This window comes from Streptomyces sp. NPDC021100 (assembly GCF_044333095.1).
Classification (GTDB): Bacteria; Actinomycetota; Actinomycetes; order Streptomycetales; family Streptomycetaceae; genus Streptomyces.
This window is the reverse complement of sequence record NZ_JBIRQH010000004.1, coordinates 1-26176: the sequence shown is the minus strand read 5'-3', so window position 1 is coordinate 26176 and position 26176 is coordinate 1. Positions and strand designations below refer to the sequence as shown.

Here is a 26176-nt window from a genome sequence, read left to right as displayed (position 1 = left end):
GCGCGGTTTCGGGGTCTGGGGCGTCAGCCCCAGGAATCGGCGAAGGGGCGGGGCCGGGGCAAACCCCTTACGCCTCGAACGGCCGCGCAGGCCACGGCGCGTCGGCCGCCCGCAGCGCCTCGATCCCGTCCCCGGCCCGAGCGGCGCTCAACGCCAGCACGCCCACGGCAAGACACGTGTTGTGCAGCTCACCCGAAAGCACCCCGCGGACCAGATCCGCGAGCGGCACCCGCGCCACCTCCATGTCCGCCTCCTCCTCGGCCACCTCGAACCGCTCCCCCTCCACGTCGGACAGGTCCCGGGCGAGGTAGATCCGCAGGGCCTCGTCGCAGCCGCCGGGCGAGGTGAAGACGTCGGTGAGCACCCGCCAGTCCTCGGCCTTGACGTGCGCCTCCTCGTAGAGCTCCCGGTGGGCGGCGGTCAGCGGGTTCTCCCCGGGGACGTCCAGCAGCCCGGCCGGGAGCTCCCAGAGCCGGTGCCGCACCGGGTGCCGGTACTGGTTGATGACCAGGACGCGGTCCTGCTCGTCGAGGGCGAGGATGGCGACCGAGCCGGGGTGCACCTGGTAGTCGCGGTTGACGCTGGTGCCGTCCGGCATCACGACGACGTCCGTGCGCGCGCTGGTCTTGTTGCCGACGAACGGCGTCTCCGTGGCGGTGATCCGCCACTCCTCGGCGGTGTCCTTGATGCGCATCTGCGTCCTCCAGCTCCAGAAACACGAAAACCGGGGTGAGACCCTCCGGAAAGGAGGGGCTCACCCCGGTCAACCGTACAGATCAGCCCTGCTGACGCCGAACGGCGGCCTTCACCAGACCGGCGAACAGCGGGTGCGGCCGGGTCGGCCGGGAGCGCAGCTCGGGGTGGGCCTGGGTCGCGACGAGGTACGGGTGCGCCTCGCGCGGGTACTCGACGTACTCGACCAGCTTGTTGTCCGGGGAGGTGCCGGAGAAGACGATGCCCGCCTTCTTCTCCAGCTCGCCGCGGTACGCGTTGTTGACCTCGTACCGGTGGCGGTGGCGCTCCTCGACGTACGGCTGGTCGTCGTAGACCTCGCGGACGATGGAGCCCTCGGCCAGCTTGGCCGGGTACATGCCCAGGCGCATCGTTCCGCCCAGGTCGCCCTCGCCGGCGACGATGTCCATCTGCTCGGCCATGGTGGAGATCACCGGGTGGGCGGTGCCGGGCTCGAACTCGGTGGAGTTGGCGTCCGTGATGCCGGCCAGGTTGCGCGCGGCCTCGATGACCACGCACTGCAGACCGAGGCAGAGGCCCAGCAGCGGGACCTTGTTCTCTCGGGCGTAGGTGATGGCGCCGACCTTGCCGTTGACGCCGCGCTCGCCGAAGCCGCCCGGGATGCAGATCGCGTCCACGTCGGAGAGCTGCTTCTTGGCGCCGGCGGGGGTGACGCAGTCGTCCGACGTCACCCATTTGATCTTCACCCGCGCGCGGTTGGCGAAGCCACCCGCTCGGATGGCTTCCGTGACCGAGAGGTAGGCGTCCGGCAGGTCGATGTACTTGCCGACGAGCGCGACGGTGACCTCGTGGTCCGGCTGGTGGACGCGGTCCAGCAGGTCGTCCCACTGCGCCCAGTCCACGTCGCGGAACGGCAGGTCGAGCTTGCGGACGACGTAGGCGTCCAGGCCCTCGGCGTGCAGCACCTTCGGGATGTCGTAGATCGACTTGGCGTCGATGGCGGCGACCACCGCGTCCTCGTCGACGTCGCACATCAGCGAGATCTTGCGCTTGATGGCGGTGGGCACCTCGCGGTCGGCGCGCAGCACGATCGCGTCGGGCTGGATGCCGATGTTGCGCAGCGCGGCCACCGAGTGCTGGGTGGGCTTGGTCTTCAGCTCGCCGGAGGGGCCGATGTAGGGCAGCAGCGAGATGTGCACGACGAAGACGTTGTCGCGGCCGACCTCGTGGCGGACCTGGCGGACGGTCTCCAGGAACGGCAGCGACTCGATGTCGCCGACCGTGCCGCCGACCTCGGTGATGACGACGTCGACGTCCTCGGTCGCCATCCGCCGGATGCGGTGCTTGATCTCGTTGGTGATGTGCGGGATGACCTGCACGGTGTCGCCCAGGTACTCGCCGCGCCGCTCCTTGGCGATCACGGAGGAGTACACCTGGCCGGTGGTGACGTTGGCCGAGCCGTCGAGGTCGACGTCGAGGAAGCGCTCGTAGTGGCCGATGTCCAGGTCGGTCTCGGCGCCGTCGTTGGTGACGAACACCTCGCCGTGCTGGAACGGGTTCATCGTGCCCGGGTCGACGTTCAGGTACGGGTCGAGCTTCTGCATCGTCACGCGCAGACCCCGGGCCTTGAGCAGCGCACCCAGGCTGGAGGCGGTCAGCCCCTTGCCGAGCGAGGAGGCGACACCCCCGGTGACGAAGAGGTGCTTGGTCGTCGTGGGCTTAGCGGCAATGGCCAAAGGGGGTCTCCCGTGGTCGCGAGGTGGAGGTGCGTACCGGCGCTCACCCGGCGTCTTTGCGGGGGTGCCGTCGCTGCGGTCGAGGGGTCTTGCGCCCACCGGTCCACGGGGTACCAGGGTATCAGCGCCCCGGGGCGGGCGCCGCCGGTGACGCGGCGCGACGGGCTCGCGGACCGTGTGTCACGGGCGCGCGGCACCTGTGTCCCGGGCCACCCATTCGGCACAGATTCCCCGGCCAACCGTCGCGCGTCGCCCAACTCGGCGTCGTATCCTGCACGGACACACGGAGCGAGCCGGCCGGCACGGCACCCCTGAGCCCCAGCCACCGCTGGGAGGTGTGCACCCACCCCTTCCGGAACATGAGCTCGTCGAAGATCGCTTGACCGCCAGAGGCCCCCTTGGGGTCACGATGCCGTTCGACTGGAGATGACGTGGCCGGGCGTATCGAGGATTACGCACTCATCGGCGACATGCAGACCGCCGCCCTGGTCTGCAGGGACGGCACGGCCGACTGGCTGTGCCTCCCACGGTTCGATTCCCACGCGGCGTTCGCCGGGCTGCTGGGTACAGAGGAACACGGCTACTGGCGGATCGGCCCGGCGCACCCCTCGGGGGCCGCGCCGCCACGGGCCGACCGCCGCCGCTACCGGGGCGACTCCCTGGTCCTGGAGTCCGAGTGGGACACCGCCCGCGGGACCGTCCGGATCATCGACTTCATGCCCCCGCGCGACGGGGCGCCGCAGCTGATCCGGATCGTCGAGGGCGTCAGCGGCCGGGTGCCGATGCGCTCCGCGCTGCGGATGCGGTTCTCCTACGGGCGGGTGGTGCCCTGGGTGCACAAGGTCGGTGACCGCACGGTGGCCGTCGCCGGCCCCGACTCGGTGTGGCTGGACACCACGGCCGACACCTTCGGCAAAGACCTCACCACCTACTCCGACTTCACCGTCTCGCCCGGTGAGCGGGTGGCGTTCACCATCAGCTGGCAGCCCTCGCACAGCGGCCCGCCGGCCCTGCCCGACCCGGACGGCTCGCTGGAGGCCACCGAGGAGTTCTGGCGGGAGTGGGTCGAGCACTGTACGTACCACGGCCCTTACCGGGACGCCGTCGTCCGCTCGCTGATCACCCTCAAGGCGCTGACCTACGCGCCCACCGGCGGCATCGTCGCCGCCCCCACCACGTCCCTGCCGGAGGAGATCGGCGGCGTCCGCAACTGGGACTACCGCTTCACCTGGCTGCGGGACGCCGCGATCACCCTGTCGTCGCTGCTGCGCACCGGCTACCGCGAGGAGGCCCGCGCCTGGCGCGAGTGGCTGCTGCGGGCCGTCGCCGGCGACCCGGAGAACCTCCAGATCATGTACGGCATCGCGGGCGAGCGGGAGCTGAGCGAGGCGGAGCTGACCTGGCTGCCGGGGTACGAGAACTCGCGGCCGGTCCGGGTGGGGAACGGCGCGGCCGGCCAGCTCCAGCTGGACGTCTACGGCGAGGTCACCGAGGCGCTGCACCTGGCGCACATGACGGGCCTGGCCCGCAACGACTACGCCTCCCTCCTCCAGTTGCGGCTGATCGGCTACCTGGAGGACCACTGGAACGAGCCCGACGAGGGCATCTGGGAGGTCCGCGGCCCCCGCCGGCACTTCGTCCACTCCAAGGTGATGGCCTGGGTGGCGGTGGACCGCACCATCAAGCTCATCGAGTCGGGTGACGTGGACGGCCCGCTGGAGCGCTGGCGCGAGCTGCGCGACGACATCCACCGGGACGTGTGCGAGAAGGGCTACGACAAGGAACGCAACACGTTCACGCAGTCCTACGGCTCCAAGGAGCTGGACGCCTCGCTGCTGCTGATCCCGCAGATGGGCTTCCTGCCGCCGGACGACAAGCGCGTCATCGGCACCATCGAGGCGATCCAGCGCGAGCTGTCCACCCCCGACGGCTTCGTGCTGCGCTACCCGACGGCCGGCGAGAACGCGGGCGTGGACGGCCTCGAGGGCGACGAAGGGGCCTTCCTGGCCTGCTCGTTCTGGCTCGCCGACGACCTCGCGATGATCGGCCGGGTGGACGAGGCGCGGCAGCTCTTCGAGAAGCTGCTGGCCCTCCGCAACGACCTGGGCCTGCTCGCGGAGGAGTGGGACCCGCACCTGAAGCGGCAGGTCGGCAACTTCCCGCAGGCGTTCAGCCACGTCCCGCTGATCGACACCGCGCTGCGGCTGACGGCGTCGAGCGCCTTCGGCGGCTGACGCCGGACGGACGGGCGGGCCGGAGGGCCCGCCCGGGCCTCCACGGGGGAGTCAGTACTTCTTCACCCCCACGTGGTCCACGATCAGCCGCCGCTTGTCGTGGTCGAACGCGAAGTGGATCCGGCCGACCTCGTTGTGCGACGTGGCGTCGCGCACCTTGACGTGCGGCAGACCGTCGCGCCGGTCGTCGCCGTCGAAGGAGAAGTAGCGCAGCTTCCGGTCCTTCTTGATGGTCAGGTCGCTCGTCGCCACCGTCAGCCCGTGCTGCTCCTTGAACCACTGGGTGATCCGGGGTTTCTTGTCGCTCGGCTGGTCGTAGAGGTCGACCGCGGCCTTGGCGAGGGTGACCAACTGCGCGGTCATCTCGTCCGGGTGCGGATAGCCGGACGCCCGCCAGGACCGTTCCGCCCCGGCCGTGAACACGATCCGGTGGTCGGCCGCCTCCTCCAGGGCCCGGTAGGTGGCCCCGGGTTCGGCGGGGTCCAGTTCGGGCACCTCCTCCCAGGGGTCCGCGGGCTCCCCGGCCTTGGGGTCGTCGCGTTTCACCTCCCGCACGTAGAGGTCCCTCCAGTACTCGGCCTCCCGGCGGGCGGCGTCGGCGTCCCCGGCGGCCTCCAGCCGGGTGGTGAGCGTCTGCGCCTCGCCCTCCCAGAAGGCGACGTCCGCCTCCAGCCGGGCCACCCGCTCCTCGTAGACGTCCAGTTGGCGGGCGACGTCGCCCGTCGCCCGGGCCGCCGCGAGGCGTTCGGCGGCCCGCCGGGCGGCGCTGCCCCGGGCGGCCCTGCGCGCCGCCTCCCAGCCGCGGTCCGAGCCCCGGGCGACGACGGCGAGTTCGCCGAGGGTGCGCATCCAGCGGAAGCGGGTGGCGGGGTCGGCGACCTCGGCGCGCGCGTACGCGGGGTGGGCGAGCGCCGGCAGCGGCCAGACCAGCCGGGCGCCGCCGTCCGGGACGGCGGCCTCCGGCAGCAGCCGGCGCAGCTCCCGGGCCGTGCCGTAGTTGAGGGTGACGACCTGGGCGAGACCGATCAGCTCGCCGGCCGCCTGCCGGGCGGCCGTCCAGGCGGCGTCCTCCCGGGGGTGCACCAGCAGGATGGGCAGCCGGGTGCGGCCGGCCAGCGACTCGGTGAGCACGGCGGTCTGCGCCGTCTCCCGGATCCGCTCGTACCGCCCGGTCACCCGCTGTCCCAGGACGTGCAGCCGGAGCCCCTCGTCGGCGGCCACCGTCCGCAGCAGCCCGGGCCGGCGCAGCAGCGGATCCTGCACCGGCGCGATCCACCCCCCGTCGACCTCCCGGCCCATCACCACCCGCAGCCCCACCCGTCCCGCGACGGACGACACGGTGATCCGTGTGACGAACCGGCCGACGTCCCCGTCGAGCGGCTGCGTGACGGTGACCCGTACGGCCGTCGTGTCCGGTGGCCCCTCGACGGCCCATTCGACCGTCCGCCCGCCGTGCAGCGGCCGCGGCCCGCCGGCGGCCGCCAGCTCCCCCGCCCCCGGCCCGTCCCCCGCGGGCCCGCACAGCCAGGCGCCCACGTGCTCGCGCACCAGCGGAAAGGGGTCCGCGCCGGGCAGGGCGCTGACTTCGGCGTCGAAAACGTAGAGCGGCTGCATCGTCATCCCCCGAGGTCCAGGCTCGACCGGCCGTCGCCGGATCCGGGTCACACTGCCTATCACGCCCCTGCCGCGGGGACGCCGACTATGCGGCAACTCCCGTGGGGGTCAGGCCTCTTCTGCTATGCGCACACGCGCGGAGCGGGGCGCGGGGAGGCCGCTCGGGGCGCCGTCTTCCGGGGAACTCGGCCGGGCTGAGACGGGAGGCGACGGGAGGTGCAGCGTCGGAGCGCAGAGGAGCGTGCCGGGGCGCGGACGCCGGTGAAGGAGCCTCCGCCCGGCTCCACGCGCCGTACGCGCACGCCACGGCCGGCCGGGCGCGGGCCCGCTTCGTCCCGCGGCGCCCACGAGCCGCCCCGGCGGGCTCCCGGCCGCCTCCCGGACACCGGCACCCGTCCCGTAAGTTCACGTCATGCACGACCAGCCGCCGATACCCGCGATCCCCCGGAGCGCCGTGACCGTCGCCCGCGCCCTGGAGTTGCCGGCCCTGCGCCGGGGGCTGCCCGAGGTGCTGGCCGGCGCCGACCGACTCGACCGCCCGGTGCGCTGGGTGCACGCCGGCGAGGCGCCGCACATCGCGGCGCTCCTCAAGGGCGGCGAGTTGCTGCTGACCACCGGCCTGGGCCTGGGCGCCCGCCCGGCCGAGCAGCGCGCCTTCGTCCGCACCCTGGTGGAACGGGACATCGCGGCCCTGGTGGTGGAGCTCGGCGCACGCCTGCCCGCGCTGCCCGCCGCCGTCGTGGACGCGGCCCGCGCGGCCGGGCTCCCGCTCGTCCAGTTGCACCGGGAGGTCCCGTTCGTCGCGGTCACCGAGGAGCTCCACACCGAGCTGGTCAACGCGCACTACGCGCTGCTCCGACGCGCGGACGGCGTCCACCGGCGCTGCACGGAGGCGCTGCTGGACGGCGGCGGGGCGCCCGAAGTACTGCGGCTGCTGGCCGAGTTCACCGCCAACCCGGTCTTCCTGGAGGCCGCCGACGGGCGGCTCCTCTACGCGGCCGGGCCCGACCCCGCGCCGCCGGGCGCCGCCGACCCGCTCCAGGTGTGGGACGGGCTGCGCCGCACCGACCTGGCCGGACGGGTGGCCGTGGACGTCCCCGGGCAGGCCCCGGGCGGCCCGCGGGCCCGGCTGACCGTCCTGCCCGTGCACGCGCCGCTGGCCCCGGTGCACCGCGTGGCCGCCGACCGGACGGCGGGCCTGCTGGCGGTCGTCCTCCTCCAGGCCCGCCAGGAGGAGGAACTGGCGGCCCGGGGGCGCGGCGACTTCCTCACCGACCTCGCCGAGGGCCTGCTCGACCCGGCCGACGCCCCCGCCCTGGCCCGCGTCCTCGGCTTCCGCCCCGGCCTCGGACCACTGCTGCCGGTCGTCCTCGACGCCCCCGCGGGCCCCGGCCGGGACGCCGGCCCGGCGGCGCTGACCTGCGCGGTCCAGGAGGAACTCGCCGCGGTGGGGGTGCCCGTCCTGCTGGGCGTCCGGCTGCCCGAGGGCCGGATCCCGCTGCTCGCCGGCCTCCGGGACGCGGCCGACCGCCAGGCCGTCGCCGGCCGGCTCGCCGCCGCCCTGCGCGCCGGGGCGCGGCGGGTCCGCTCCCGGCCGCCGGTGGTCGTGGTGGGCGCGCCGGCCGACTGGACCACCGCGGGCGCCGCCCTGCGGCACGCCGCCGAGGCGGCGACGGCCGCGACCGGCCTGCCCGACCGCCCCTGGCACGACGCCCGCGCCCTCGACGTCGACCTGCTGCTGTCCCGCCTGCGCGGCCACGACGACCTCGCGGCCTTCGTCGACCGCGTCCTCGGCCCCCTCCTCACCCACGACGCCACCGCCCGGACCCCGCTCCTCCCCACCCTGGAGACCTACCTCCGCCACGCGGGCCGCAAGGCGGAGACGGCGCGGGAGCTGCACGTCAACCGGCAGACGTTGTACGACCGCCTGGCGCGCATCGCCGGGTTGCTGGGAACGGATCCCGACGATCCGGACAGCCGGCTGGCGCTGGGGGTGGCGCTGCGGGGGCGGCGGCTGGTGGGGTGAGGTGCCCCGGTCCCTCCCCCAGAGGGGGCACCCCCATTCGCCGCTTCCGCGGGAGGGCCCGCACCCCGGCATCGCGGCTTCACCGCGAGGTCCTCAAACGCCGGACGGGCTGACTTGTCAGCCCGTCCGGCGTTTGAGGACAACCGCGCGGAGCGCGGTTTGGGGGGTGCGGGGGCGCAGCCCCCGCAAGAAACTGGGGGCACCTCCCAGCGGTAGCTGGGGGAGAAAGGGCGGGACCGGGGCACCCTCACCCCCACAACTCGTCGTACACGCTCAGCACATGAGCCACCGCATCGTCCTCCGAAGGCCACCCCGCCCCCAACCGCCGCCCCGCGGCGACAAGCTCAGCCCGCCGCCGCGAATCGACAAGCACCCGCGACACCGCACAGGCCAACGCCGAAGCATCCCCATAAGGCACAAGCTCAGCAGCATCGCCGACAAGATCAGGAACACCCCCCACCGCCGTGGCCACCATCGGCACCCCCGCCCGGAAGGCCTCCTGCGCCAGCAGCGCCCGCCCCTCCCACCGGCTCGGCAGGATCACCAGATCCGCCGCGGCCACCAGCTGCGGCACGTCCTCCCGCCGCCCGACGAGCCGCACGGGCAAGCCTTCGTCCTCGATCCGCCGCTGCAACGACGGCCGCTCGGGCCCCTCGCCGGCGACGACGAGGAGGGGCTCGGGGTCGAGCCGCCGCCAGGAGCGGGAGGCGTCGAGCAGCGGCCCGTACCCCTGGTCGCGTTCGAGCCGCCCGACGGCGAGGAGCAACGGCCGCCCGAGCACGCCCAGTTCGGCGAGCACCTTGTCCCGGGGCACGTCACCTTCCGTCTCCGCGACAACAGCGGCGGCGGCCCGCGGCCCGGGAAACCCCACCGGCGTCAGCCGGGCGTCCCGCGCCCCCCGCAACCGCGCCTGGTCCACGAGATCCGGCGTGGCGCCGAGCACGACCGCGGCGGTCCGCACGGCCCGCCGTTCCATGAGCCGTACGACGTGGGCCCGGGCGCCCGCCGCGCGAACGCGCCGGTGCCAGGTGACCACCAGCGGCGTCGGGCGCCCGTGCAGGGCGAGCGCGGCGAGGAAGCCCCAGCGCAGGCCGTGCGCGTGGACGACGTCCGCGTCGGCGGTCGCCGCCCGGATCCCGGCGACGAGGAGCGCGTCCGTCCCGGCCGGCAGTGGCGCGAACGAGGCGCCGGCCCCGGTGAATCCGTACCGTTCCTCCGTCCACCCGGCCGCGCACACCGTCACCCGCAGCCCCCGCGCGACGAGGCCGGCGGCCAGCGACCGCACATGGGCGCCGCTGCCCGCGCTGCCGCCGCCCAGCACCTGGACGGCGTGCAGGGGCGGCCGGCCGTGGGACGTGCCGGATGAACTGCTCACGCGGGAGTGACTCCTGGATCGGCGGGACCGGCGGATCGGCGTCGGGCGGAAGGAGGCGGGGGGGTGGCAGGAGCGGCGACGGCGCGGTGCCGTTGCCCAGGATGCCAGCCGCCACCGCCGTCCGGGCACCACCGCTCCGCGCCCGGCCCGCCCTGTCTCGCCCGGGCAGCTCCGGATTCACCCGGTTTGGGGATTACGAGCCGTTGGCCCGGAGGTCGACCGACACCGCCGAAAGCACCGGCCTGTTACGCGGTGAGCGTTTTGCCCCCACCACCCGGTTCGCTTTTCCCCCACCACCCGGTTCGCTTTCCCCCCACCACCCGGCCCGATTTTCCCCCCTCACCGCCCGGCCCGCGCCGCCTCCAGCAACTCCTCGGCGTGCGCGCGGGCGAGCCGCGAGTCCTCCTGCCCGGCGAGCATCCGGGAGAGCTCGCGGATCCGGTCCTCGCCCTCCATGGCCTGCACGCCGCTGCGAGTCACCGACCCGTCGTGGGTCTTCTCGACCACCAGGTGCCGGTCGGCGAACGCGGCCACCTGCGGGAGGTGGGTGACGACGACGACCTGCGCGGTCCGCGCGAGCCGGGCCAGCCGGCGGCCGACCTCGACGGCGGCCCGGCCGCCGATGCCCGCGTCGACCTCGTCGAAGAGGTAGGTGGGCACCGGGTCGGAGCCCGCGAACACGACCTCCACCGCGAGCATGACGCGGGACAGCTCACCGCCCGAGGCGCCCTTGGCGATGGGCCGCGGATGGGCGCCGGGGTGCGGGGCGAGCAGCAGCTCGACGTCGTCGGCGCCGTGCGGGCCGTAGGCGACGGCGCGCCCGCCGACCTCGATGCCGGACGCCGGGTCGGCGACCTCGTTCTGCCGGACGGCGAACGAGACGCGCGCGTGCGGCATCGCGAGCTGCGCCAGTTCCTCCGTCACGGCCTCCGCGAATCGTTCCGCCGCCTCGGTGCGCGCGTCGGTCAGCTGCCGGGCGAGGGCGCCCAGTTCGTCCCGCAGGGCGTCGCGTTCGGCGGTGAGTTCCGTGATGCGGTCGTCGTCGCCCTCCAGCTCGCCCAGGCGCGCGGCGCTCCGCTCGGCCCACGCGAGGACGGCCGCGGCGTCCTCGCCGTACTTGCGCGTCAGGTGGGCGAGGGCGGCCCGCCGCTCCTCGACGGCGGCCAGCCGCCGCGGGTCGGCGTCGAGGTCGGAGGCGTACCCGGCGAGCTCGCCGGCCACGTCGCGGAGCAGGATGCCGAGCTCGCCCGCCCGGTCGGCGAGCGCGGCCAGCGCCGGATCGTGGGAGCGGACGGCCTCCAGCGACCGGTGGGCGCCGGCGACCAGCGAGGCGGCGTCCACGCCCTCCGGGTCCTCGGGGTCCCCGGCCAGGGCGGCGTGCGCGGCGGTGGCGGCGGAGGCGAGGGACTCGGCGTGGCCCAGCCGCTCGGCCTCGGCGGCGAGTTCGGCGTCCTCGCCGGCCAGCGGCGCGACGGCGGCGATCTCGTCGAGGCCGAAGCGCAGCAGGTCCGCCTCCTGGGCGCGCTCGCGGGCCCGGGTGGTCAGCTCGTCGAGCTCGGCGGCGACGGCGCGCAGCCGCCGGTAGGCGTCGGTGTACTTGGCGAGCGGCGCGGCCACCGCGTCCCCCGCGTACCGGTCGAGCGCGGCGCGCTGCCGGGCCGGGCGGAGCAGCCCCTGCTGGTCGGTCTGGCCGTGCACGGCGACGAGGTCGTCGGCGAGCTCGCCGAGCAGCCCGACGGGCACGCCACGCCCGCCGACGTGGGCCCGGGAGCGCCCCTCGGCGGACAGCGTCCGGCTGACGAGCAGCGCCCCGTCGTCGAGCTCGGCGCCCGCCTCCTCGGCCCGCACGGCGGCGGGCGACGCCCGGTCGACGGCGATCCGCCCCTCGACCACCGCCGCCTTCGCCCCGACGCGCACGAGCGCCGGGTCGGCCCGGCCACCGAGCAGCAGCCCGAGGCTGGTCACGACCATGGTCTTGCCGGCACCGGTCTCACCGGTCACCGCCGTGAAACCTGGTGACAGCTCGACCACCGCGTCGTCAATGACGCCCAAGGACCGGATCCGCATCTCCTCCAACACGGATACGACCATACGAGGTTCCGGGGCCCCACCGCGACGGCCTCCCCTGCGGGCCGTGTCGGGAGGGGCCGGAGGACGAGCCGGGGGGCGGGCGCGGGGAGGGGCCTCGGCGGCCGGAGGACGCCCCGGAACCGGCCCGAGGGCGATCGGAGCCCCCGGAGAACACGAGCCCGGGACCGCCGGCCCCCGGGGAGGACGTCCGGGAGCGGTCCGGGAAGCCGCCCCGGCGAGGCCGCCCGAAGCCTGGCCGAGGACGATCGGAGCCTCCCGAGAAGGCAGCCCCGAGACCGCCCGGGAACCCCCGGAAGGACGCCCGGGAGACCGCCCCGGCGAATCCGCCCGAGCCCGGCCCGAGGGCCCGTACGAGGCAGCCCCGAGAACAGCCCGAGAGCCCCACCTGGGCCCGGGCGGGGGACAACCCCACCACCGTTCCGGGTGACCGCCGCATGGCCCGCACCGCCCGCCCCCGACAGGCTGAGGCCATGACCCCACGCCCGCGCCCCCACCCCCGCGCCCGCACCCGCCGCACCGCCGCCGTCCTCCTCACGACGGCCGTCGCCCTGACGACCGCCGCGGCCGGCATCGCGCCGGCTCCGGACCAGGCCGCCGCCGCACCCCGGCAGGACGGCGTGTGGCGCACGGACGGCTACGGCACCCTCATCTCCGTCGAGGACGGGGGCCGCCGCCTCCGCACGTACGACACCACGGCGGTGAGCTGCCTGCCCGGGCTGCTGGAGGCGAAGGGGGACGGCTCCGGCCGGTTCACCGACGCGGAGGGCGCGGGCCTGACGATCGACGCCGCCGGCCGCGACCGGGCGCGGCTCGCCTACGAAGGGAGCGTCGGCCACGTCACCCTGCGCCGCGCCGGAGCGCTGCCCGCCGACTGCACGGCCGGCCCGAAGCCGGGCGAGGGCGGGCGGCCCGACCCGCGCCGCGTCTTCGACGTCTTCTGGCGGACGTACGCCGAGAACTACCCGTTCTTCAAGGCCCACGGGGTCGACTGGAAGGCGGTGGGCGACCGCTTCCGCCCCCGGGTCGCGGCGCACACCACCGACGACGAGCTGTTCGACGTCCTCCGGCAGATGATCGAGCCGCTGCACGACGGGCACACCAGCGTCGTGGCGAGCAAGGACAAGCGCTTCGGCGGCCACCGGGCGGACACGACGCTGCCGACGCCGGAGTCCATGGCCCGCATCGACAAGGCCGTCGCCGAGGCCGTCGCCGAGGCCGTCGGCGTACCGCTGCGCACCTGGGCGCAGGGCGCGATCTCGTACGCGGACCTGCCGGACGGCACGGGCTACCTGCGGGTCACCCGGTTCAACCGGTTCGCCGCGAAGGGCGGCCCGAAGGCAGACGAGGCCGAGCTGGACCGGGCCCTGGACCACATCCTCGCCCGCGCCCCGCGCGGGCTGATCGTCGACCTCCGCTTCAACGGCGGCGGTTCGGACCGCCTCGGCATCCGCGTCGCCGAGCGCCTCACCGACCGCCCGTACACGGCCTACCTGAAGCACGCCCGCAACGACCCCGATAATCCCCGGAAGTTCACCCCGCCCGTCCCCGTAAGGGTCACTCCTTCCCCCTCCCCCCGCTACACCGGCCCCCTCGCCGTCCTCACCGGCCGCCTCACCATCAGCGCCGGCGAAACCTTCACCCAGGCCCTGATGGGCCGCTCCCCCGCCCCCGTCCGCATCGGCGAGAACACCCAGGGCGTCTTCTCCGACGTCCTGGAACGCAGGCTCCCGAACGGCTGGACGTTCGGGCTCCCCAACGAGGAGTTCATGCGTCCGGGTGACCGGCGGACGTACGACGTGACGGGCATCCCGCCGACGATCCGGACGCCGGTCTTCACGGAAGAGGAGTTCGCGGAACACAGGGACTCGGCACTGACGAGGGCGAGGCGGCTGCTGACGCACTCCAGCCCGTCTGGGGGCGCCCCCTCTGGGGGAGTTTGAGGACGAGCGGCGAAGCCGCGAAAAGGGGTTCTGGGGGCGAAGCCCCCAGGAATCGGCGAAGGGGCGGGCCAGGGGCACAGCCCGCCGCAGGCGCACCCCCGGCACCCCCTAGTGCGGCGCCCCCCGCCACCCGGCGACCGGCAGAGCGAACTTCGCCACCAACCGATCAGTAAACGAAGCATGATGCAACCGCGCCAACCGCACCGGCACAGCCCCCCGCCGCACCTCCACCCGAGCCCCCGCCGGCAGCTCCACACTCCGCCGCCCGTCACACCACAGCACCCCGTTCGGCGTCTGCGGCTGCACCTCCACCGCCAGCACCGAGTCCGGCGCGGTCACCAGCGGCTTGGCGAACAGCGCGTGAGCGCTGATCGGCACCATGAGCAGCGCCTCGACCTCAGGCCAGACCACAGGCCCCCCAGCCGAGAAGGCATAAGCGGTGGACCCAGTAGGAGTGGCACACACCACCCCATCCCCCCCGAACCGCGAAACCGGCCGCCCATCGACCTCGGTGACGACCTCCAGCAGCCGCTCCCGCGCCGCCTTCTCCACCGACGCCTCGTTGAGCGCCCAGTCGGTGTGCACGATGTGCCCGTCCGTCCGGACGAGCACGTCGAGGGTCATCCGCTCCTCGACCTCGTACTCCCGCGTCACGACCCGGTCCACGACCTTGTCGAGGTCGTCCCGCTCGGCCTCGGCGAGGAAGCCGACCCGCCCGAGGTTGACGCCCAGCATGGGCACCCCGGAGCTGCGCGCGAACTCGGCGCCGCGCAGCAGTGTGCCGTCGCCGCCGAGCACGACGATCAGCTCACACCCGTCCAGCACGTCCGGCCGCTCGGGCCCGGTCTCGACGCGTTCGACGGACGGGGGCAGCGGCAGGTCGGCGGCCTCCTCGGCGAGCACCCGCACCCCGATGCCGCACCGCAGCAGCCCCTGGACGACGAGCTCGGCGCTGCGGATGGCCGCCGGCCGCCCGGTGTGCGCGAGCAGGAAGACCGTCCGGCCGTCGCTCCGCGATGTCTCCGATGTCTCCGATGTCGCTTCTGTAGTGGTCACCGAGGCCCCTCCGCCACTGCACGGTCAACGTCCGCCGGGTCCAGTTCGGGCGCACCGGCGCGCAGCCACAGAAAGTACTCGACGTTGCCGGAGGGCCCGGGCAGCGGGCTGGCGGTGACGCCGAGGACGCCGAGCCCCAGTTCGGCGGCGCGGCGGGCGACTTCGCGCACCGCCTCGGCGCGCAGCTCGGGGCTGCGCACGACGCCGCCGCTGCCGAGCCGCTCCTTGCCGACCTCGAACTGCGGCTTGACCATCATCACCAGGTCCGCGCCGGGCGCGGTGCACGCCACCAGGGCGGGCAGCACCAGGCCGAGCGGGATGAACGACAGGTCACCGACGACGAGGTCGACGGGCTCCCCGTCGATCTGCTCCAGGGTCAGCTCCCGCACATTGGTCCGGTCCTTCACCGTGACCCGCTCGTCGCTCTGCAGCGACCAGGCGAGCTGCCCGTACCCGACGTCGACGGCGACGACGTGCGCGGCGCCCGCGCGCAGCAGGACGTCGGTGAAGCCGCCGGTCGAGGCCCCGGCGTCGAGCGCGCGCCGCCCCTCGACCCTCAGCCCGAGCGGGACGAAAGCGGCGAGCGCGCCCGCGAGCTTGTGTCCGCCGCGCGAGACGTAGTCGGGGTCGCTGTCGTCCTGGGTGACGACGATCGCGGCGGCGGTCTCCACCTGGGTGGCGGGTTTGGTCGCCGTCGCGCCGCCGACGGTCACCCGGCCCGCGGCGATCAGCTGGCTCGCGTGCTCGCGGGAACGGGCCAGCTTGCGGCGCACCAGCTCGGCGTCGAGGCGGCGGCGGGTCACTCCCACGGGCGGTTCAGCTCCTGTTGTCGTACGGACGCGTGGGGACCGGCGGTCGGTCGGGGCGCTCGTCGAGGGCGGCGAGCGCGGACCGCAGGCCCTGGTGTACATCCTCGTACACGGCCAGGTGACCGTCGGCGGCGAGGTGGTCGGCGTCCGCGAGCCGGGCCAGGCGGGCGTCCACGCCGGGGTGCCCGGTGGGGGTGCGGTCGACGCCGAGGGGCCGCGGCCCGGCGGGCTCCACCGCCTCCGGAGCCTCTTCGGCACCCGCGGTCTCGCCGGCTCCGGACACCGCCGCCCCCGCCCTCTCCGTCACGACCTTTTCGCTCATGCCCCCGACGCTACCCCGGCCCGCCCGCTTCTCCGGTGTTCGCCTCCGCGCGGTGTACCGTCCAGGGCAATGGCGACCACCGAGGAGTGCCGCAGCGCGCTCGACAGACTGGCCCGGAACCTCGCGGGCGCGGACGAGAGGCTCCGCGGCGCCGCGATGCTCGACCGCTCCCTGAGCTGCCATGTGACCGACCTGGACCTCACCTTCGTGGGGCACCTGCGCGAGGGCCGGCTCATGGAGGTGCGGGCGGTGCCGGGCGTCCCGGACCGGCGGGCCGAGATCGGGCTGGAGATGACCGGCGACGACCTCGTCGGCCTGGTCGACGGCCGGCTGAACCTCGCGCGGGCCTGGGCGAGCGGCCGGGTGAAGATCAGGGCGGGCCTGGTGGACGTCCTCAGGCTGCGCTCGATCCTGTGACCCCGGCCCCGGCGGCCACCACGGCATCCGGCGCGTCCGGCACGTCCGCCTGCTTCCGCCCCCGCCGCGCCTGCCGCGCGGCCGGTACGACGAGGGGCGTCCCGGTCTGCGGATCGTCGATGATCTGGCAGCTCAGCCCGAACACCTCCGCCACCAGCTCGGACGTGACGATGTCGTTCGGCGCGCCCTCCGCGACGACCTTCCCGCCCCGCATGGCGATCAGATGGGTCGCGTAGCGGGCGGCGTGGTTGAGGTCGTGCAGGACGGCGACGAGCGTCCGGCCCTGCTCCTCGTGCAGCTCGGCGCAGAGGTCGAGGACCTCGATCTGGTGCTGGATGTCGAGGTAGGTGGTGGGCTCGTCCAGGAGCAGCAGCGGGGTCCGCTGGGCCAGGGCCATGGCGATCCACACGCGCTGCCGCTGCCCGCCGGAGAGCTCGTCGACGTGCCGGTCGGCGAGTTCGGCGACGCGGGTGGCCTCCATCGACTCCCGGACGATGCGCTCGTCCTCGGGCGACCACTGCCGCAGCAGCCCCTGGTGCGGGTACCGGCCGCGGGCGACGAGGTCGGCGACGGTGATGCCGTCCGGCGCCACGGACGACTGCGGCAGCAGGCCGAGCGTCCGGGCCACCTTCTTGGCCGGGTACGAGCCGATGGCCTGGCCGTCCAGGAGCACGGACCCGGTCGCCGGCTTGAGCATCCGGGACAGGGCGCGCAGCAGCGTGGACTTGCCGCAGGCGTTGGGGCCGACGATGACGGTGAAGGAGTTGTCGGGGATCGCGACGGAGAGGTCTTCCGCGATGACCCGCCGGTCGTAGGCGAGGGTGACGGATTCGGCCTGCAGTCGGCTCATGGTGTGGGCTCCTTGTCCGTACGTGATCGTGTGCGCCGTGTCGCGTGTCCGGGCGTACCGCCGCCTTCGGACGTCCCTCCGGGGCCGGCCGCCGTCATCCCCGCCCCGCCCGGCGTTCCGCGTGGAGCAGCCACAGCAGGTAGCAGCCGCCGAGCATGCCGGTGAGGACGCCGACGGGCAGCCGGTCGGCACCGAACAGGTGCTGCGACGCCCAGTCGGCGGTGACGAGGAGGGCCGCGCCGGTGCAGGCGGCGGCGGTGAGGCAGGGGCCCGGGGAGCCGGTGAGGCGGCGGGCGACCTGCGGGGCGGAGAGGGCGACGAAGGCGATGGGCCCGGCGGCGGCCGTGGCGGCGGCGGTCAGCAGCACGGCGGCGGTCAGCGACACCAGCCGCGTCCGCTCGACCCGCACCCCGAGCGCGTACGCCGTGTCGTCGCCCATCTCCAGCATGCGCAGGTCGCGCCCCTGGCTCAGGACGACGGGGACCAGCACGGCGCAGCCGGCGAGCAGCGGCCACACCTGGTCCCAGTCGCGCCCGTTGAGGGAGCCGACCATCCAGGTGGTGGCCCGCGTCGCGTCGTTGAGGTCGGCCTGCGTCAGCAGATAACCGACAACCGACGTGAGGATGGCGGTCATGCCGATGCCGACGAGGACGAACCGCTGCCCGTGCACGCCCTTCTGCCACGCGAGCAGGTAGATGGCCGCGCCGGCGAGCAGCCCGCCGGCCAGCGCGCCGCCGGAGACGGCGGTGGGCGTGCCCCGGAACAGGACGATGACCGACAGCGCCCCGACGGTCGACCCCTGCGCGATGCCGAGCACGTCCGGACTGCCCAGCGGATTGCGGGAGACGGACTGGAAGACCGCGCCGGCCAGCGCCAGCGCCGCGCCGACGAGCAGGGCGACGAGGACGCGGGGAAGCCGCAGGTCGTCGACGATGAACTCCTGCGCGGGCGTGCCGCCGCCGGTCAGCGTGCGGACGACCTCGCCGGGCGTCAGCGGGTAGTCGCCGGTGCCGATGAGGGCGACGGACGCGGCCAGCGCGGCGGCGGCCAGGAGCAGCACGGCGAGCACCGCGCGGGGCGCGACCCGCACGGACAGCCCGCCGGGGGTACGGACGACGTGCACGGTCTTTCCCTGGTTCCCGGGCACGACCCGGCGCCGGACGCTCACAGCCCCGCCGTCCGTCGGCGCCGGATGAGGCGGATGAACAGGGGCCCGCCGACGAGCGCGGTGACGATGCCGACCTGGAGCTCGGAGGGGCGGGCGACGACACGGCCGAGGATGTCCGTGCCGAGCAGCAGGACGGGCGCGAGGAGCGCCGCGTAGGGCAGCACCCAGCGCAGGTCGGGCCCGGTGAAGGAGCGGACCATGTGGGGCACCATCAGCCCCACGAAGACGATGGGCCCGCAGGCGGCCGTCGCCGCGCCGCACAGCAGGGTGACGGCGGCGAGGCCGAGCACCCGGGTGACGGCCGGCCGGGTGCCGAGCGCCCGCGCCTGGTCGTCGCCGAGGGCCATGGCGTTGAGCGGCCGGGTCAGCGCGAAGGCGAGCACGACGCCGGCGCCGATGAACGGCGCGACCTGCCCGACCAGCGTCGCGTTGGCGGACGCCAAAGAGCCCACCGTCCAGAACCGCATCCGGTCGAGCGCGGCCGAGTCGGTCAGTTCCACCGCGTACACATAGCCGTTGAGGACGGCGGTGACGGCGGTGCCCGCGAGGGCCAGCCGGACCGGCGTGGCGCTCCGGCTGCCGCCAAGCACATGGACGACGACGGAGACGACGGCCGCGCCGAGGAACGCGAACCACACGTAGCCGGTGAGCGAGGTGACGCCGAAGAAGCTGATGCCGGACACGACGGCCGCGGCGGCCCCCGAGCTGATGCCGAACAGCCCGGGATCGGCGAGGGGGTTGCGGGTCAGCGCCTGCATGACGGTCCCCGCGAGGCCGAGCGCGGCCCCGGCGAGGATGCCGAGGAGAGTGCGTGGCACCCGCAGGTCCCGTACGACGACGTCGGTCTCGTTCCCCGTGTAGTGGAAGAGCCCGTGCCAGACCTGGTCCAGGGGAACCTGTTTGGCGCCGACGGCGACCGACGCCATGGCGACGGCGAGCAGGAGGCCCGCGGCGGCCGCCAGCCCGAGGGCGCGCACGGCGTTGCGGCGGGGCACGGCCTCGGGGGAGGTGCCCGGTGGTACGTGGGGTGAGACGACGGCCAACACGTGGTTAGGTTAGCCTACCCTCAACATCGCCCCTCACCGAGAGAAGCACCGCCCCCATGAGCACCACCCGCACCACCGTACTGTCCCGACGTGGCCTCCTCACGGCCGGTGGCGCCCTCGGCCTGGGCGCCCTGCTCACGGCATGCGGCAGCGGCGGTTCCTCCGGCTCCACCTCGGACAACGGCTCGGGCAAGAGCGGCCCCTGGACCTTCAAGGACGACCGCGGCACCACGGTGAAGGCGGGCAGCACCCCGAAGCGCATCGTCGCCTTCACCGGAACCGCCGCCGCCCTCCACGACTTCGGCGTCGAGTGCGTCGGCGTCTTCGGCCCGACCACCCTCAAGAACGGCAAGCCCGACCCGCAGGCCGGCGACCTCGACGTGGCCAAAGTGAAGGTCCTGGGCAACACCTGGGGCGAGTTCAGCGTGGAGAAGTACGCGAGCCTCGACCCGGACCTCCTGGTCACCAACATGTTCGAGCCCGGCGCCCTCTGGTACGTGCCCGACGACAGCAAGGACAAGATCCTCGGCCTGGCCCCCAGCGTCGGCCTCACCTCCGCCCGCGTCTCCATGCTCAAGCCCATCGAGCGCTACGCCGAACTCGCCGCCTCCCTCGGCGCCGACCTCAAGGCGAAGAAGGTCACCGACGCCAAGGCCCGCTTCGAGAAGGCCGCCGAGACCCTGCGCCGGACCGCCAAGTCCCACCGGATCAAGGTCATGGCCGCCTCCGGCAGCGCCGACCTCTTCTACGTCTCCAACCCGGCCGTCAACGCCGACCTGATGTACTTCCGCGAGCTCGGCGTGGACTTCGTCGTCCCCCAAAAGCTCGACAAGGGCGGCTACTTCGAGAGCCTCAGCTGGGAGAACGCCAACAAGTACCAGGCCGACCTGATCCTCCTGGACAGCCGCACCTCGGCCCTCCAGCCCAAGGACCTGTCCGCCAAGCCCACTTGGGCCAAGCTCCCCGCCGTCGAGGCCGGCCAGGTCAGCCCCTGGCTCAGCGAACCGCGCTTCTCCTACGCGGGCTGCGCACCGCTCCTGGAGAACCTGGCCGCCGCCATCGAAAAGGCGAAGAAGCTGTGACCGCCCCCGCCGCCGCCCTTCCCTACCGCTTCTTCGACGTCCACGTCGTACGCACCGAGCGGATAGGCACCGCCCTCATCCGCGTGACACTCGGCGGCGACCGCCTCGGCGAGATGGTCACCGACGGCCGGGACCAGCGCTTCAAACTCTTCCTCCCCCGCCCGGGCCAGGAAGCACCGCTGCTCCCGTACCCCTTGGACGAAGGCTGGTACGGACACTGGCGAGCCCAAGACCCGGACACCCGGCCGGTCATGCGCACGTACACCATCCGCGCCCTGCGCCACCTCCCGGACGGCACGACGGAACTGGACGTCGACTTCGTCCAGCACGGCGACGCCGCCCACAGCGGCCCGGCCTCCCTCTGGTCCCGCACGGCCCGCCCGGGCGACCGCGCGGCGATCCTCGCCCCCGTCGTGCACGACAACGGCGGCGCCGACTACCGCCCGCCGCCCGGCACCGACTGGACCCTGATCACGGCCGACGAGTCCGCCCTCCCGGCGGTGGCGGGCATCCTCGCCTGGCTGCCTCCCGGCATGCCGGCCCACGTCTGGATCGAGGTCCCCCACCCGGACGACATCCAGCCCCTCCCCACGGCAGCGGACGCCGACATCACCTGGCTCATCCGCGACACCGACCCCACGATCACCGACGCCGTCCGGACGGCCGCCTTCCCCGAGGGCACCCCCTACGCCTGGACAGCCGGCGAAGCGGGCACCATCCGCACCCTCCGCCGCCACCTGGTCAACGACCGGAAAATCGACCGCAAGCGGATCACCTTCACGGGCTACTGGCGCAGGGGAGCAACGGAGGAACAACTCCTGGACGAACTGGCCTGACCCGATCAGCCCGTCCGGCGTTTGAGGACTGGGGGCACCCCCTCTGGGGGAGCGCGCAGCGTGCTGCGGGGGTGCGGGGGCGGAGCCCCCGCAGGAAACGGTGAAAGGGCGGGGTCGGGGAACTCCTACCACCCCAAGCGGCCCAGCGCACCCCCCGCATCCGCACCACAGACCCCGTCCCCACCGGCCGTCCACGCCACCCCACACAACGCCCGCAACCCGTCAATCCGCTCCCCGTCCCCGTCAAGGACAAGAACCCCATCCCGCAGGGAAGCGGTCCACCCCCCACACCGGAACCCCCCGCCGACCGCGTCGACGACAGGCTGCGCCTCCAGCAACCCCCGCAAATCCTCAGCCACATACGTAGCCCGATGCTCCGGCCGGGCAGCCAACACCTCAGCCGCCGTAGTCACCCCGGTAAGCACCAGCAACGAGTCGACACCCCCCGCATGCGCCCCCTCGATATCCGTATCGAGCCGGTCCCCCACCACCAACGGCCGCTCCGCCCCCGTCCGCAACACGGTCTCCCGATGCATGGGAGGCAGCGGCTTCCCCGCAACCTGCGGCACCCGCCCCGTAGCGATCTTCACGACCTCCACGGCCGCACCGTTCCCAGGCGCGATCCCCCGCCCACTGGGAATGGTCAAATCCGTATTGGACGCGAACCAGGGCAGCCCCCGAGCCACCGCATACGAAGCTTCCATCAGCCGAGACCAGGGCATGTCCGGCCCCCCATACCCCTGAGCGACGGCAGCCGGATCCTCATCCACGGAATCCACGGGCACCAGCCCCCGCTCCCGCAGCGCCACCCGCAGCCCCTCCGCCCCGATCACGAGCACCCGCGACCCGGCCGGCAACTGCTCCGCTATCAGCCGGGACACGGCCTGCGCGGAGTTGATGACGTCCCCCGGCTCGGCCGGGATCCCCAGCTCGGTCAGGTGCGCCGCCACCACATCGGGCGTCCGCGCCGCGTTGTTCGTCACATACGCCAGGTGCATCCCCTCCTTCCGCGCCGTCTCCAGCGACGCGACGGCGTGCGGGATGGCCTCGCCCCCGGCGTACACCACGCCGTCGAGGTCCAGCAGGGCGGTGTCATAGGCCTCGCTCAGCCGGCGCTCGCTGCCGCCGGGCCGGGTCCGGACGCTCTCGTTCATACGGAGTTCGCTCCTTGTGCTGTTCGTCTCTGTCCCGATCATTGCTCATCCGGCCAGGGGACATAACATTTACTGATGAGCAATCCGGATCCTGCCGGGCACGGCCTGCGACTCGCCCCCTTCCGAGGTCTGCGCTACGTCCCGGAACGGGTGGGCAGCCTCGCGGCCGTGACCTCGCCACCGTACGACGTCGTCGTCCGGCCCGACGGGCTGCGCCACCTGGAGACCGCCGATCCGCACAACATCGTCCGGTTGATCCTCCCGCAGGCCGCCACCGCCGCCGACCGGCACCGCCGGGCCGCCGACACCCTGCGCCGCTGGCAGGAGGAACGCATCCTGGCCCCGGACCCGGAACCCGCGCTCTACGTGTACGAACAGCGGGGTGACGGCATACTCCAGCGCGGCCTCATCGGCGCCCTGCGCCTCACCCCCCGCGAGGAGAAGGTCGTCCTCCCGCACGAGGACGTGATGCCGCACGTCGTCGAGGACCGCGCCGCCCTGATGCGGGACACAGGCGCCAACCTCGAGCCGCTGCTCTTCGCCTACCGGGGCGACGGCACGGCGACCGGCGCGGCGGCCGTCATCGAACGCGTCACGGGCACCACGCCGCTCCTCTCCACCACCACCGACGACGGCTTCGCCCACCGCCTCTGGTCCGTCACGGACCCCGACGACCTGGCCCGCATCGGCGACGACCTCTCCCGCCGCCAGGCCCTCATCGCCGACGGCCACCACCGCTGGGCCACCTACCAGCGGCTCCGCGCCGAACAGCCGGCGCCGGGCCCCTGGGACTTCGGCCTCGTCCTCCTCGTGGACACGGCCCGCTACCCCCTGCGGGTCAGAGCCATCCACCGCCTCCTGCACCGCCTGCCGCTCGCGGACGCGCTGACGGCCGTATCGGGCGCGTTCCGCATCCGCACCCTGGACGCGCCCCTGCCTACGGCCCTGGAGGCCCTGGCGGAGGCGACGGCGGCCGACGAGCACGGCAACGCCTTCCTCCTCGCCGGCGACGGCCGCTTCCACCTCCTCGACCGCCCGGACCCGGATCTGCTGGCCCGTACGGTCCCCTCCGGCCGCCCCCGGGCCTGGCGCGAGCTCGACGCCACGGTCCTGCATTCGGTCCTGCTGGAACACGTGTGGCGGGTGAGCGACGACCCCGAGCACATCGGCTACATCCACGACACGGCCGCGGCCGTCGCCCAGGCGGAGCGGCACGGCGGCACGGCCGTACTGATGCACCCCGTCCGCGAGGAGGTCGTCCGCGAGCTCGCCGCCCAGGGCGTGACGATGCCGCGCAAGTCGACCTCCTTCGGCCCCAAACCGGCCACGGGCCTGGTCCTGCGCAGCCTCACCCTGGACTGACGGCACGGCACACGAAAAACGGCGGTGGGGCGGAACCCGTACGGGTTCCGCCCCACCGCCGTTCACCCAGAGAACTCAGCGCCTCAGCGCGCGTCGCCGCCCTCGGTTTCCTTGGCGTCCTTCTCCACCGGCTCCTCGGCCGGCTTCTCGGCCTCGGAACCGTCACCGGCCACCTCGTCCGTCCCAGCCGCCTCGTCCGCCTCGTCGGCGGCCTCGATCACCGCGTCCTCGGCGTCCTTGACGTCCTCCGCCTCCTCGACGTCCGAAAGAACGTCGGTGAACTCGACACCGTCGAGCTCGGCGAGCCGGTCGGACGCGTTGGTGGTACCGCCCTGGTCGGCCTCCAGGGCCTTGGCGAACCACTCGCGGGCCTCGGCCTCACGGCCGACGTCGAGCAGCGCGTCGGCGTACGCGTACCGCAGCCGGGCCGTCCAGGGCTGGACGGAGTTCGACGCCAGCTCGGGGCTCTGCAGCGTGACGACGGCGGCCTCGGCCTGCCCCATGTCCTTACGGGCACCGGCGGCCACCAGGCGCATCTCCACCTGGCCGGCCTTGTCGAGCTTCTGCACCTCGGGCTCGCCGGCCATGGCCAGCGCCCGCTCCGGACGGCCCATGCCGCGCTCGCAGTCCGCCATGACGGGCCACAGCTCGACGGAACCGGTCATCCGGCGCGCCGCACGGAACTCGGCCAGCGCCTCGGAGTACCGGGCGGTCGCGTACGACGCGAAACCGGCGGCCTCACGGACGGCGGCGACGCGCGAGGCGAGCCGCAGGGCCACCCGCGAGTAGCCGTACGCCTGCTCCGCGTCCTCGTCGAGCAGCTTGGCCACCATGACGAGGTTGCGGGCGACGTCCTCGGCGAGCGTCTTCGGCAGGCTCATGAGCTCCTGCCGCACGTCCGCGTCGATCTCCTCGCCGGTCACGTCGTCGGGGATGGGCAGCCGCTTCACCGGCTCCCGCTCGCCGCGGTCACGGTCCCGGTCGTCCCGGCGGCCGTAGCCACCGCGCGACCGCTCGTCGCGCCCACGGTAGCCCCCACCCTGCCGGTCCCGGTCACGGTCGTCACGCCGCCCGTAACCACCACCGGCCGGCCGGCCGCCACGGTCGTCACGACGGAACCCGCCACGGTCGCGGTCGTCCCGCCGGTCGTCACGGCGGAAGGCCGGACGCTCGTCGCGCCGGAACCCACCACGGTCGTCGTCCCGACGCGGACCACGCTCATCACGCCGGTCGTCACGGCGGAAGGCCGGACGCTCGTCGCGGCGGAACCCACCACGCTCGTCGTCACGACGGGGACCACGGTCGTCACGACGGTCATCACGCCGGAAACCCGGACGCTCATCGCGGCGGGGGCCACGGTCGTCGCGCCGCTCGTCACGGCGGAAGGCCGGACGCTCGTCACGGCGGAAGCCGCCACGGTCGTCGTCCCGACGCGGACCGCGCTCATCACGACGGTCATCACGGCGGTCATCACGGCGGTACGAGGGCCGATCGGCGTCACGACGCTCGTCGCGACGGAAGCCGCCACGGTCGTCATCACGACGGGGGCCACGGTCGTCGCGCCGGTCATCACGACGGAAGGCCGGACGCTCGTCACGGCGGAAGCCGCCACGGTCGTCGTCCCGACGGGGGGCACGTTCATCACGCCGGTCATCACGACGGTACGAGGGCCGGTCCGCGTCACGACGCTCGTCGCGACGGAACCCACCACGGTCGTCGTCCCGACGCCCGTAGCCGCCGCCACCGCCGCCGGAGGGACGACCGCCGCGGTCGTCACGGCGGAAGCCGCCACGGTCGTCGTCACGACGCTCGTCACGGCGAAAGGCCGGACGCTCGTCGCGCCGGAAGCCACCACGGTCGTCGTCCCGACGCGGACCACGGTCATCACGGCGGTCATCACGACGGAAGCCGCCGCGGTCGTCATCGCGACGGCCGTAGCCACCGCCACCGGAGGGACGGCCACCACGGTCATCGCGGCCACCGCGGTAGCCGCCGCGGTCGTCGTCACGTCGGCCGTAGCCGCCGCCGGAGGGACGACCGCCGCGGTCGTCACGGCGGAAGCCGCCCCGCGGCCCGCCGTGGCGGTCGCCGCCCGAACGGTCGTCGGGAGAGTTGGTGGACATCGACGTGACTCCTGTCTTGAGGTACCGCAGCCATTCTCGCGCAGCCGGCGTGCGGATGCGCTTCGACAAAAACGCTGCACTTCAATAAAAAACAAAAGGACCCTTGGTCCCAGCGTGAACGCTGGGACCAAGGGTCCTTGAAATATTGTTCGGCGGCGTCCTACTCTCCCACACGGTCCCCCATGCAGTACCATCGGCGCTGAAAGGCTTAGCTTCCGGGTTCGGAATGTAACCGGGCGTTT

Annotated in this window: 21 protein-coding genes and 1 rRNA gene; 7 read left to right on the top strand and 15 right to left on the bottom strand. The window is 73.9% G+C overall.

Annotation, left to right across the window (positions count from 1 at the left end; genetic code table 11):
- Window positions 1–67 precede the first annotated feature (67 nt).
- Window positions 68–694 (bottom strand): NUDIX domain-containing protein, encoded by a 627-nt coding sequence (locus ACH4PU_RS09570; RefSeq protein ID WP_398268586.1) that lies wholly within the window; start codon window positions 692–694, stop codon window positions 68–70.
- 82 nt (window positions 695–776) lie between these two features.
- Window positions 777–2429 (bottom strand): CTP synthase, encoded by a 1653-nt coding sequence (locus tag ACH4PU_RS09565; protein ID WP_221903709.1) that lies wholly within the window; start codon window positions 2427–2429, stop codon window positions 777–779.
- Between the two features lie 431 nt (window positions 2430–2860).
- Here ACH4PU_RS09565 and ACH4PU_RS09560 point away from each other — a divergent pair, with 431 nt between their 5' ends.
- Window positions 2861–4663 (top strand): glycoside hydrolase family 15 protein, encoded by a 1803-nt coding sequence (locus ACH4PU_RS09560; protein WP_398268582.1) that lies wholly within the window; start codon window positions 2861–2863, stop codon window positions 4661–4663.
- Window positions 4664–4714: 51 nt separating this feature from the next.
- Here ACH4PU_RS09560 and ACH4PU_RS09555 read toward each other — a convergent pair whose 3' ends face one another.
- Window positions 4715–6283: a hypothetical protein gene (locus ACH4PU_RS09555; RefSeq protein WP_398268579.1), complete on the bottom strand. Its 1569-nt coding sequence runs from the start codon at window positions 6281–6283 to the stop codon at window positions 4715–4717.
- A gap of 406 nt (window positions 6284–6689) precedes the next feature.
- On the opposite strand from ACH4PU_RS09555, the gene ACH4PU_RS09550 reads away from it, so the two are divergent.
- A complete protein-coding gene (locus ACH4PU_RS09550; protein ID WP_398268576.1) occupies window positions 6690–8303 on the top strand; it encodes a PucR family transcriptional regulator in 1614 nt (537 codons plus the stop codon).
- Between the two features lie 247 nt (window positions 8304–8550).
- On the opposite strand, the gene ACH4PU_RS09545 is transcribed toward ACH4PU_RS09550, so the two are convergent.
- Window positions 8551–9678 (bottom strand): glycosyltransferase family 4 protein, encoded by a 1128-nt coding sequence (locus ACH4PU_RS09545; RefSeq protein WP_398268573.1) that lies wholly within the window; start codon window positions 9676–9678, stop codon window positions 8551–8553.
- A gap of 339 nt (window positions 9679–10017) precedes the next feature.
- On the bottom strand, window positions 10018–11769 hold the full coding sequence (recN, locus tag ACH4PU_RS09540; RefSeq protein WP_398268570.1) for a DNA repair protein RecN: 1752 nt from the start codon (window positions 11767–11769) through the stop codon (window positions 10018–10020).
- 470 nt (window positions 11770–12239) lie between these two features.
- Between recN and ACH4PU_RS09535 the strand changes: the two genes are divergently transcribed.
- Window positions 12240–13709 (top strand): S41 family peptidase, encoded by a 1470-nt coding sequence (locus tag ACH4PU_RS09535; RefSeq protein WP_398268568.1) that lies wholly within the window; start codon window positions 12240–12242, stop codon window positions 13707–13709.
- A 108-nt stretch (window positions 13710–13817) separates the two neighbouring features.
- Here the strand turns inward: ACH4PU_RS09535 and ACH4PU_RS09530 are convergent, their stop codons facing one another.
- The 3 genes from ACH4PU_RS09530 to ACH4PU_RS09520 are packed head-to-tail and all read right to left on the bottom strand — an operon-like array spanning window position 13818 to window position 15896.
- The gene (locus ACH4PU_RS09530; protein ID WP_398268565.1) at window positions 13818–14765 is read right to left on the bottom strand and encodes an NAD kinase; all 948 of its coding nucleotides are present in this window, start codon (window positions 14763–14765) and stop codon (window positions 13818–13820) included.
- Window positions 14762–15568 (bottom strand): TlyA family RNA methyltransferase, encoded by an 807-nt coding sequence (locus ACH4PU_RS09525; RefSeq protein WP_398269863.1) that lies wholly within the window; start codon window positions 15566–15568, stop codon window positions 14762–14764. Before ACH4PU_RS09525 ends, ACH4PU_RS09530 begins: the two co-directional genes overlap by 4 nt.
- A 13-nt stretch (window positions 15569–15581) precedes the next feature.
- A complete protein-coding gene (locus tag ACH4PU_RS09520; RefSeq protein ID WP_398268562.1) occupies window positions 15582–15896 on the bottom strand; it encodes a hypothetical protein in 315 nt (104 codons plus the stop codon).
- Between the two features lie 69 nt (window positions 15897–15965).
- Here ACH4PU_RS09520 and ACH4PU_RS09515 point away from each other — a divergent pair, with 69 nt between their 5' ends.
- On the top strand, window positions 15966–16313 hold the full coding sequence (locus tag ACH4PU_RS09515; RefSeq protein WP_398268559.1) for a sterol-binding protein: 348 nt from the start codon (window positions 15966–15968) through the stop codon (window positions 16311–16313).
- On the opposite strand, the gene ACH4PU_RS09510 is transcribed toward ACH4PU_RS09515, so the two are convergent.
- The 3 genes from ACH4PU_RS09510 to ACH4PU_RS09500 form a co-directional block, all read right to left on the bottom strand.
- Entirely contained in the window at window positions 16291–17163 is an 873-nt protein-coding gene (locus tag ACH4PU_RS09510) for an ABC transporter ATP-binding protein (RefSeq protein ID WP_398268556.1), read from the bottom strand. The genes ACH4PU_RS09515 and ACH4PU_RS09510 overlap by 23 nt on opposite strands.
- Window positions 17164–17257: 94 nt before the next feature.
- Window positions 17258–18286, bottom strand: a complete 1029-nt coding sequence (locus tag ACH4PU_RS09505) for a FecCD family ABC transporter permease (RefSeq protein WP_398268553.1) — start codon at window positions 18284–18286, stop codon at window positions 17258–17260.
- 41 nt (window positions 18287–18327) lie between these two features.
- Window positions 18328–19374: a FecCD family ABC transporter permease gene (locus ACH4PU_RS09500; protein ID WP_398269860.1), complete on the bottom strand. Its 1047-nt coding sequence runs from the start codon at window positions 19372–19374 to the stop codon at window positions 18328–18330.
- Window positions 19375–19433: 59 nt separating this feature from the next.
- Between ACH4PU_RS09500 and ACH4PU_RS09495 the strand changes: the two genes are divergently transcribed.
- A complete protein-coding gene (locus ACH4PU_RS09495) occupies window positions 19434–20459 on the top strand; it encodes an ABC transporter substrate-binding protein (protein WP_398268550.1) in 1026 nt (341 codons plus the stop codon).
- Window positions 20456–21295, top strand: coding sequence for a siderophore-interacting protein (locus ACH4PU_RS09490; protein ID WP_398268547.1), 840 nt, complete (start codon window positions 20456–20458; stop codon window positions 21293–21295). The genes ACH4PU_RS09495 and ACH4PU_RS09490 overlap by 4 nt, the downstream gene beginning before the upstream one ends.
- A gap of 125 nt (window positions 21296–21420) precedes the next feature.
- On the opposite strand, the gene ACH4PU_RS09485 is transcribed toward ACH4PU_RS09490, so the two are convergent.
- Window positions 21421–22449: an HAD-IIA family hydrolase gene (locus ACH4PU_RS09485; protein ID WP_398268544.1), complete on the bottom strand. Its 1029-nt coding sequence runs from the start codon at window positions 22447–22449 to the stop codon at window positions 21421–21423.
- A gap of 75 nt (window positions 22450–22524) precedes the next feature.
- Here ACH4PU_RS09485 and ACH4PU_RS09480 point away from each other — a divergent pair, with 75 nt between their 5' ends.
- Window positions 22525–23811 (top strand): DUF1015 family protein, encoded by a 1287-nt coding sequence (locus ACH4PU_RS09480; protein WP_398268541.1) that lies wholly within the window; start codon window positions 22525–22527, stop codon window positions 23809–23811.
- A gap of 83 nt (window positions 23812–23894) precedes the next feature.
- Here the strand turns inward: ACH4PU_RS09480 and ACH4PU_RS09475 are convergent, their stop codons facing one another.
- The 3 genes from ACH4PU_RS09475 to rrf all read right to left on the bottom strand — a co-directional run.
- Window positions 23895–24707 carry a hypothetical protein gene (locus ACH4PU_RS09475; RefSeq protein ID WP_398269858.1) on the bottom strand — a complete coding sequence of 271 codons (813 nt, stop codon included), beginning with the start codon at window positions 24705–24707 and terminating at the stop codon, window positions 23895–23897.
- A 50-nt stretch (window positions 24708–24757) separates the two neighbouring features.
- Window positions 24758–25864, bottom strand: a complete 1107-nt coding sequence (locus ACH4PU_RS09470) for a hypothetical protein (RefSeq protein WP_398268538.1) — start codon at window positions 25862–25864, stop codon at window positions 24758–24760.
- A 217-nt stretch (window positions 25865–26081) separates the two neighbouring features.
- Window positions 26082–26176, bottom strand: a 5S ribosomal RNA gene (gene rrf / locus ACH4PU_RS09465); the annotation flags it as partial.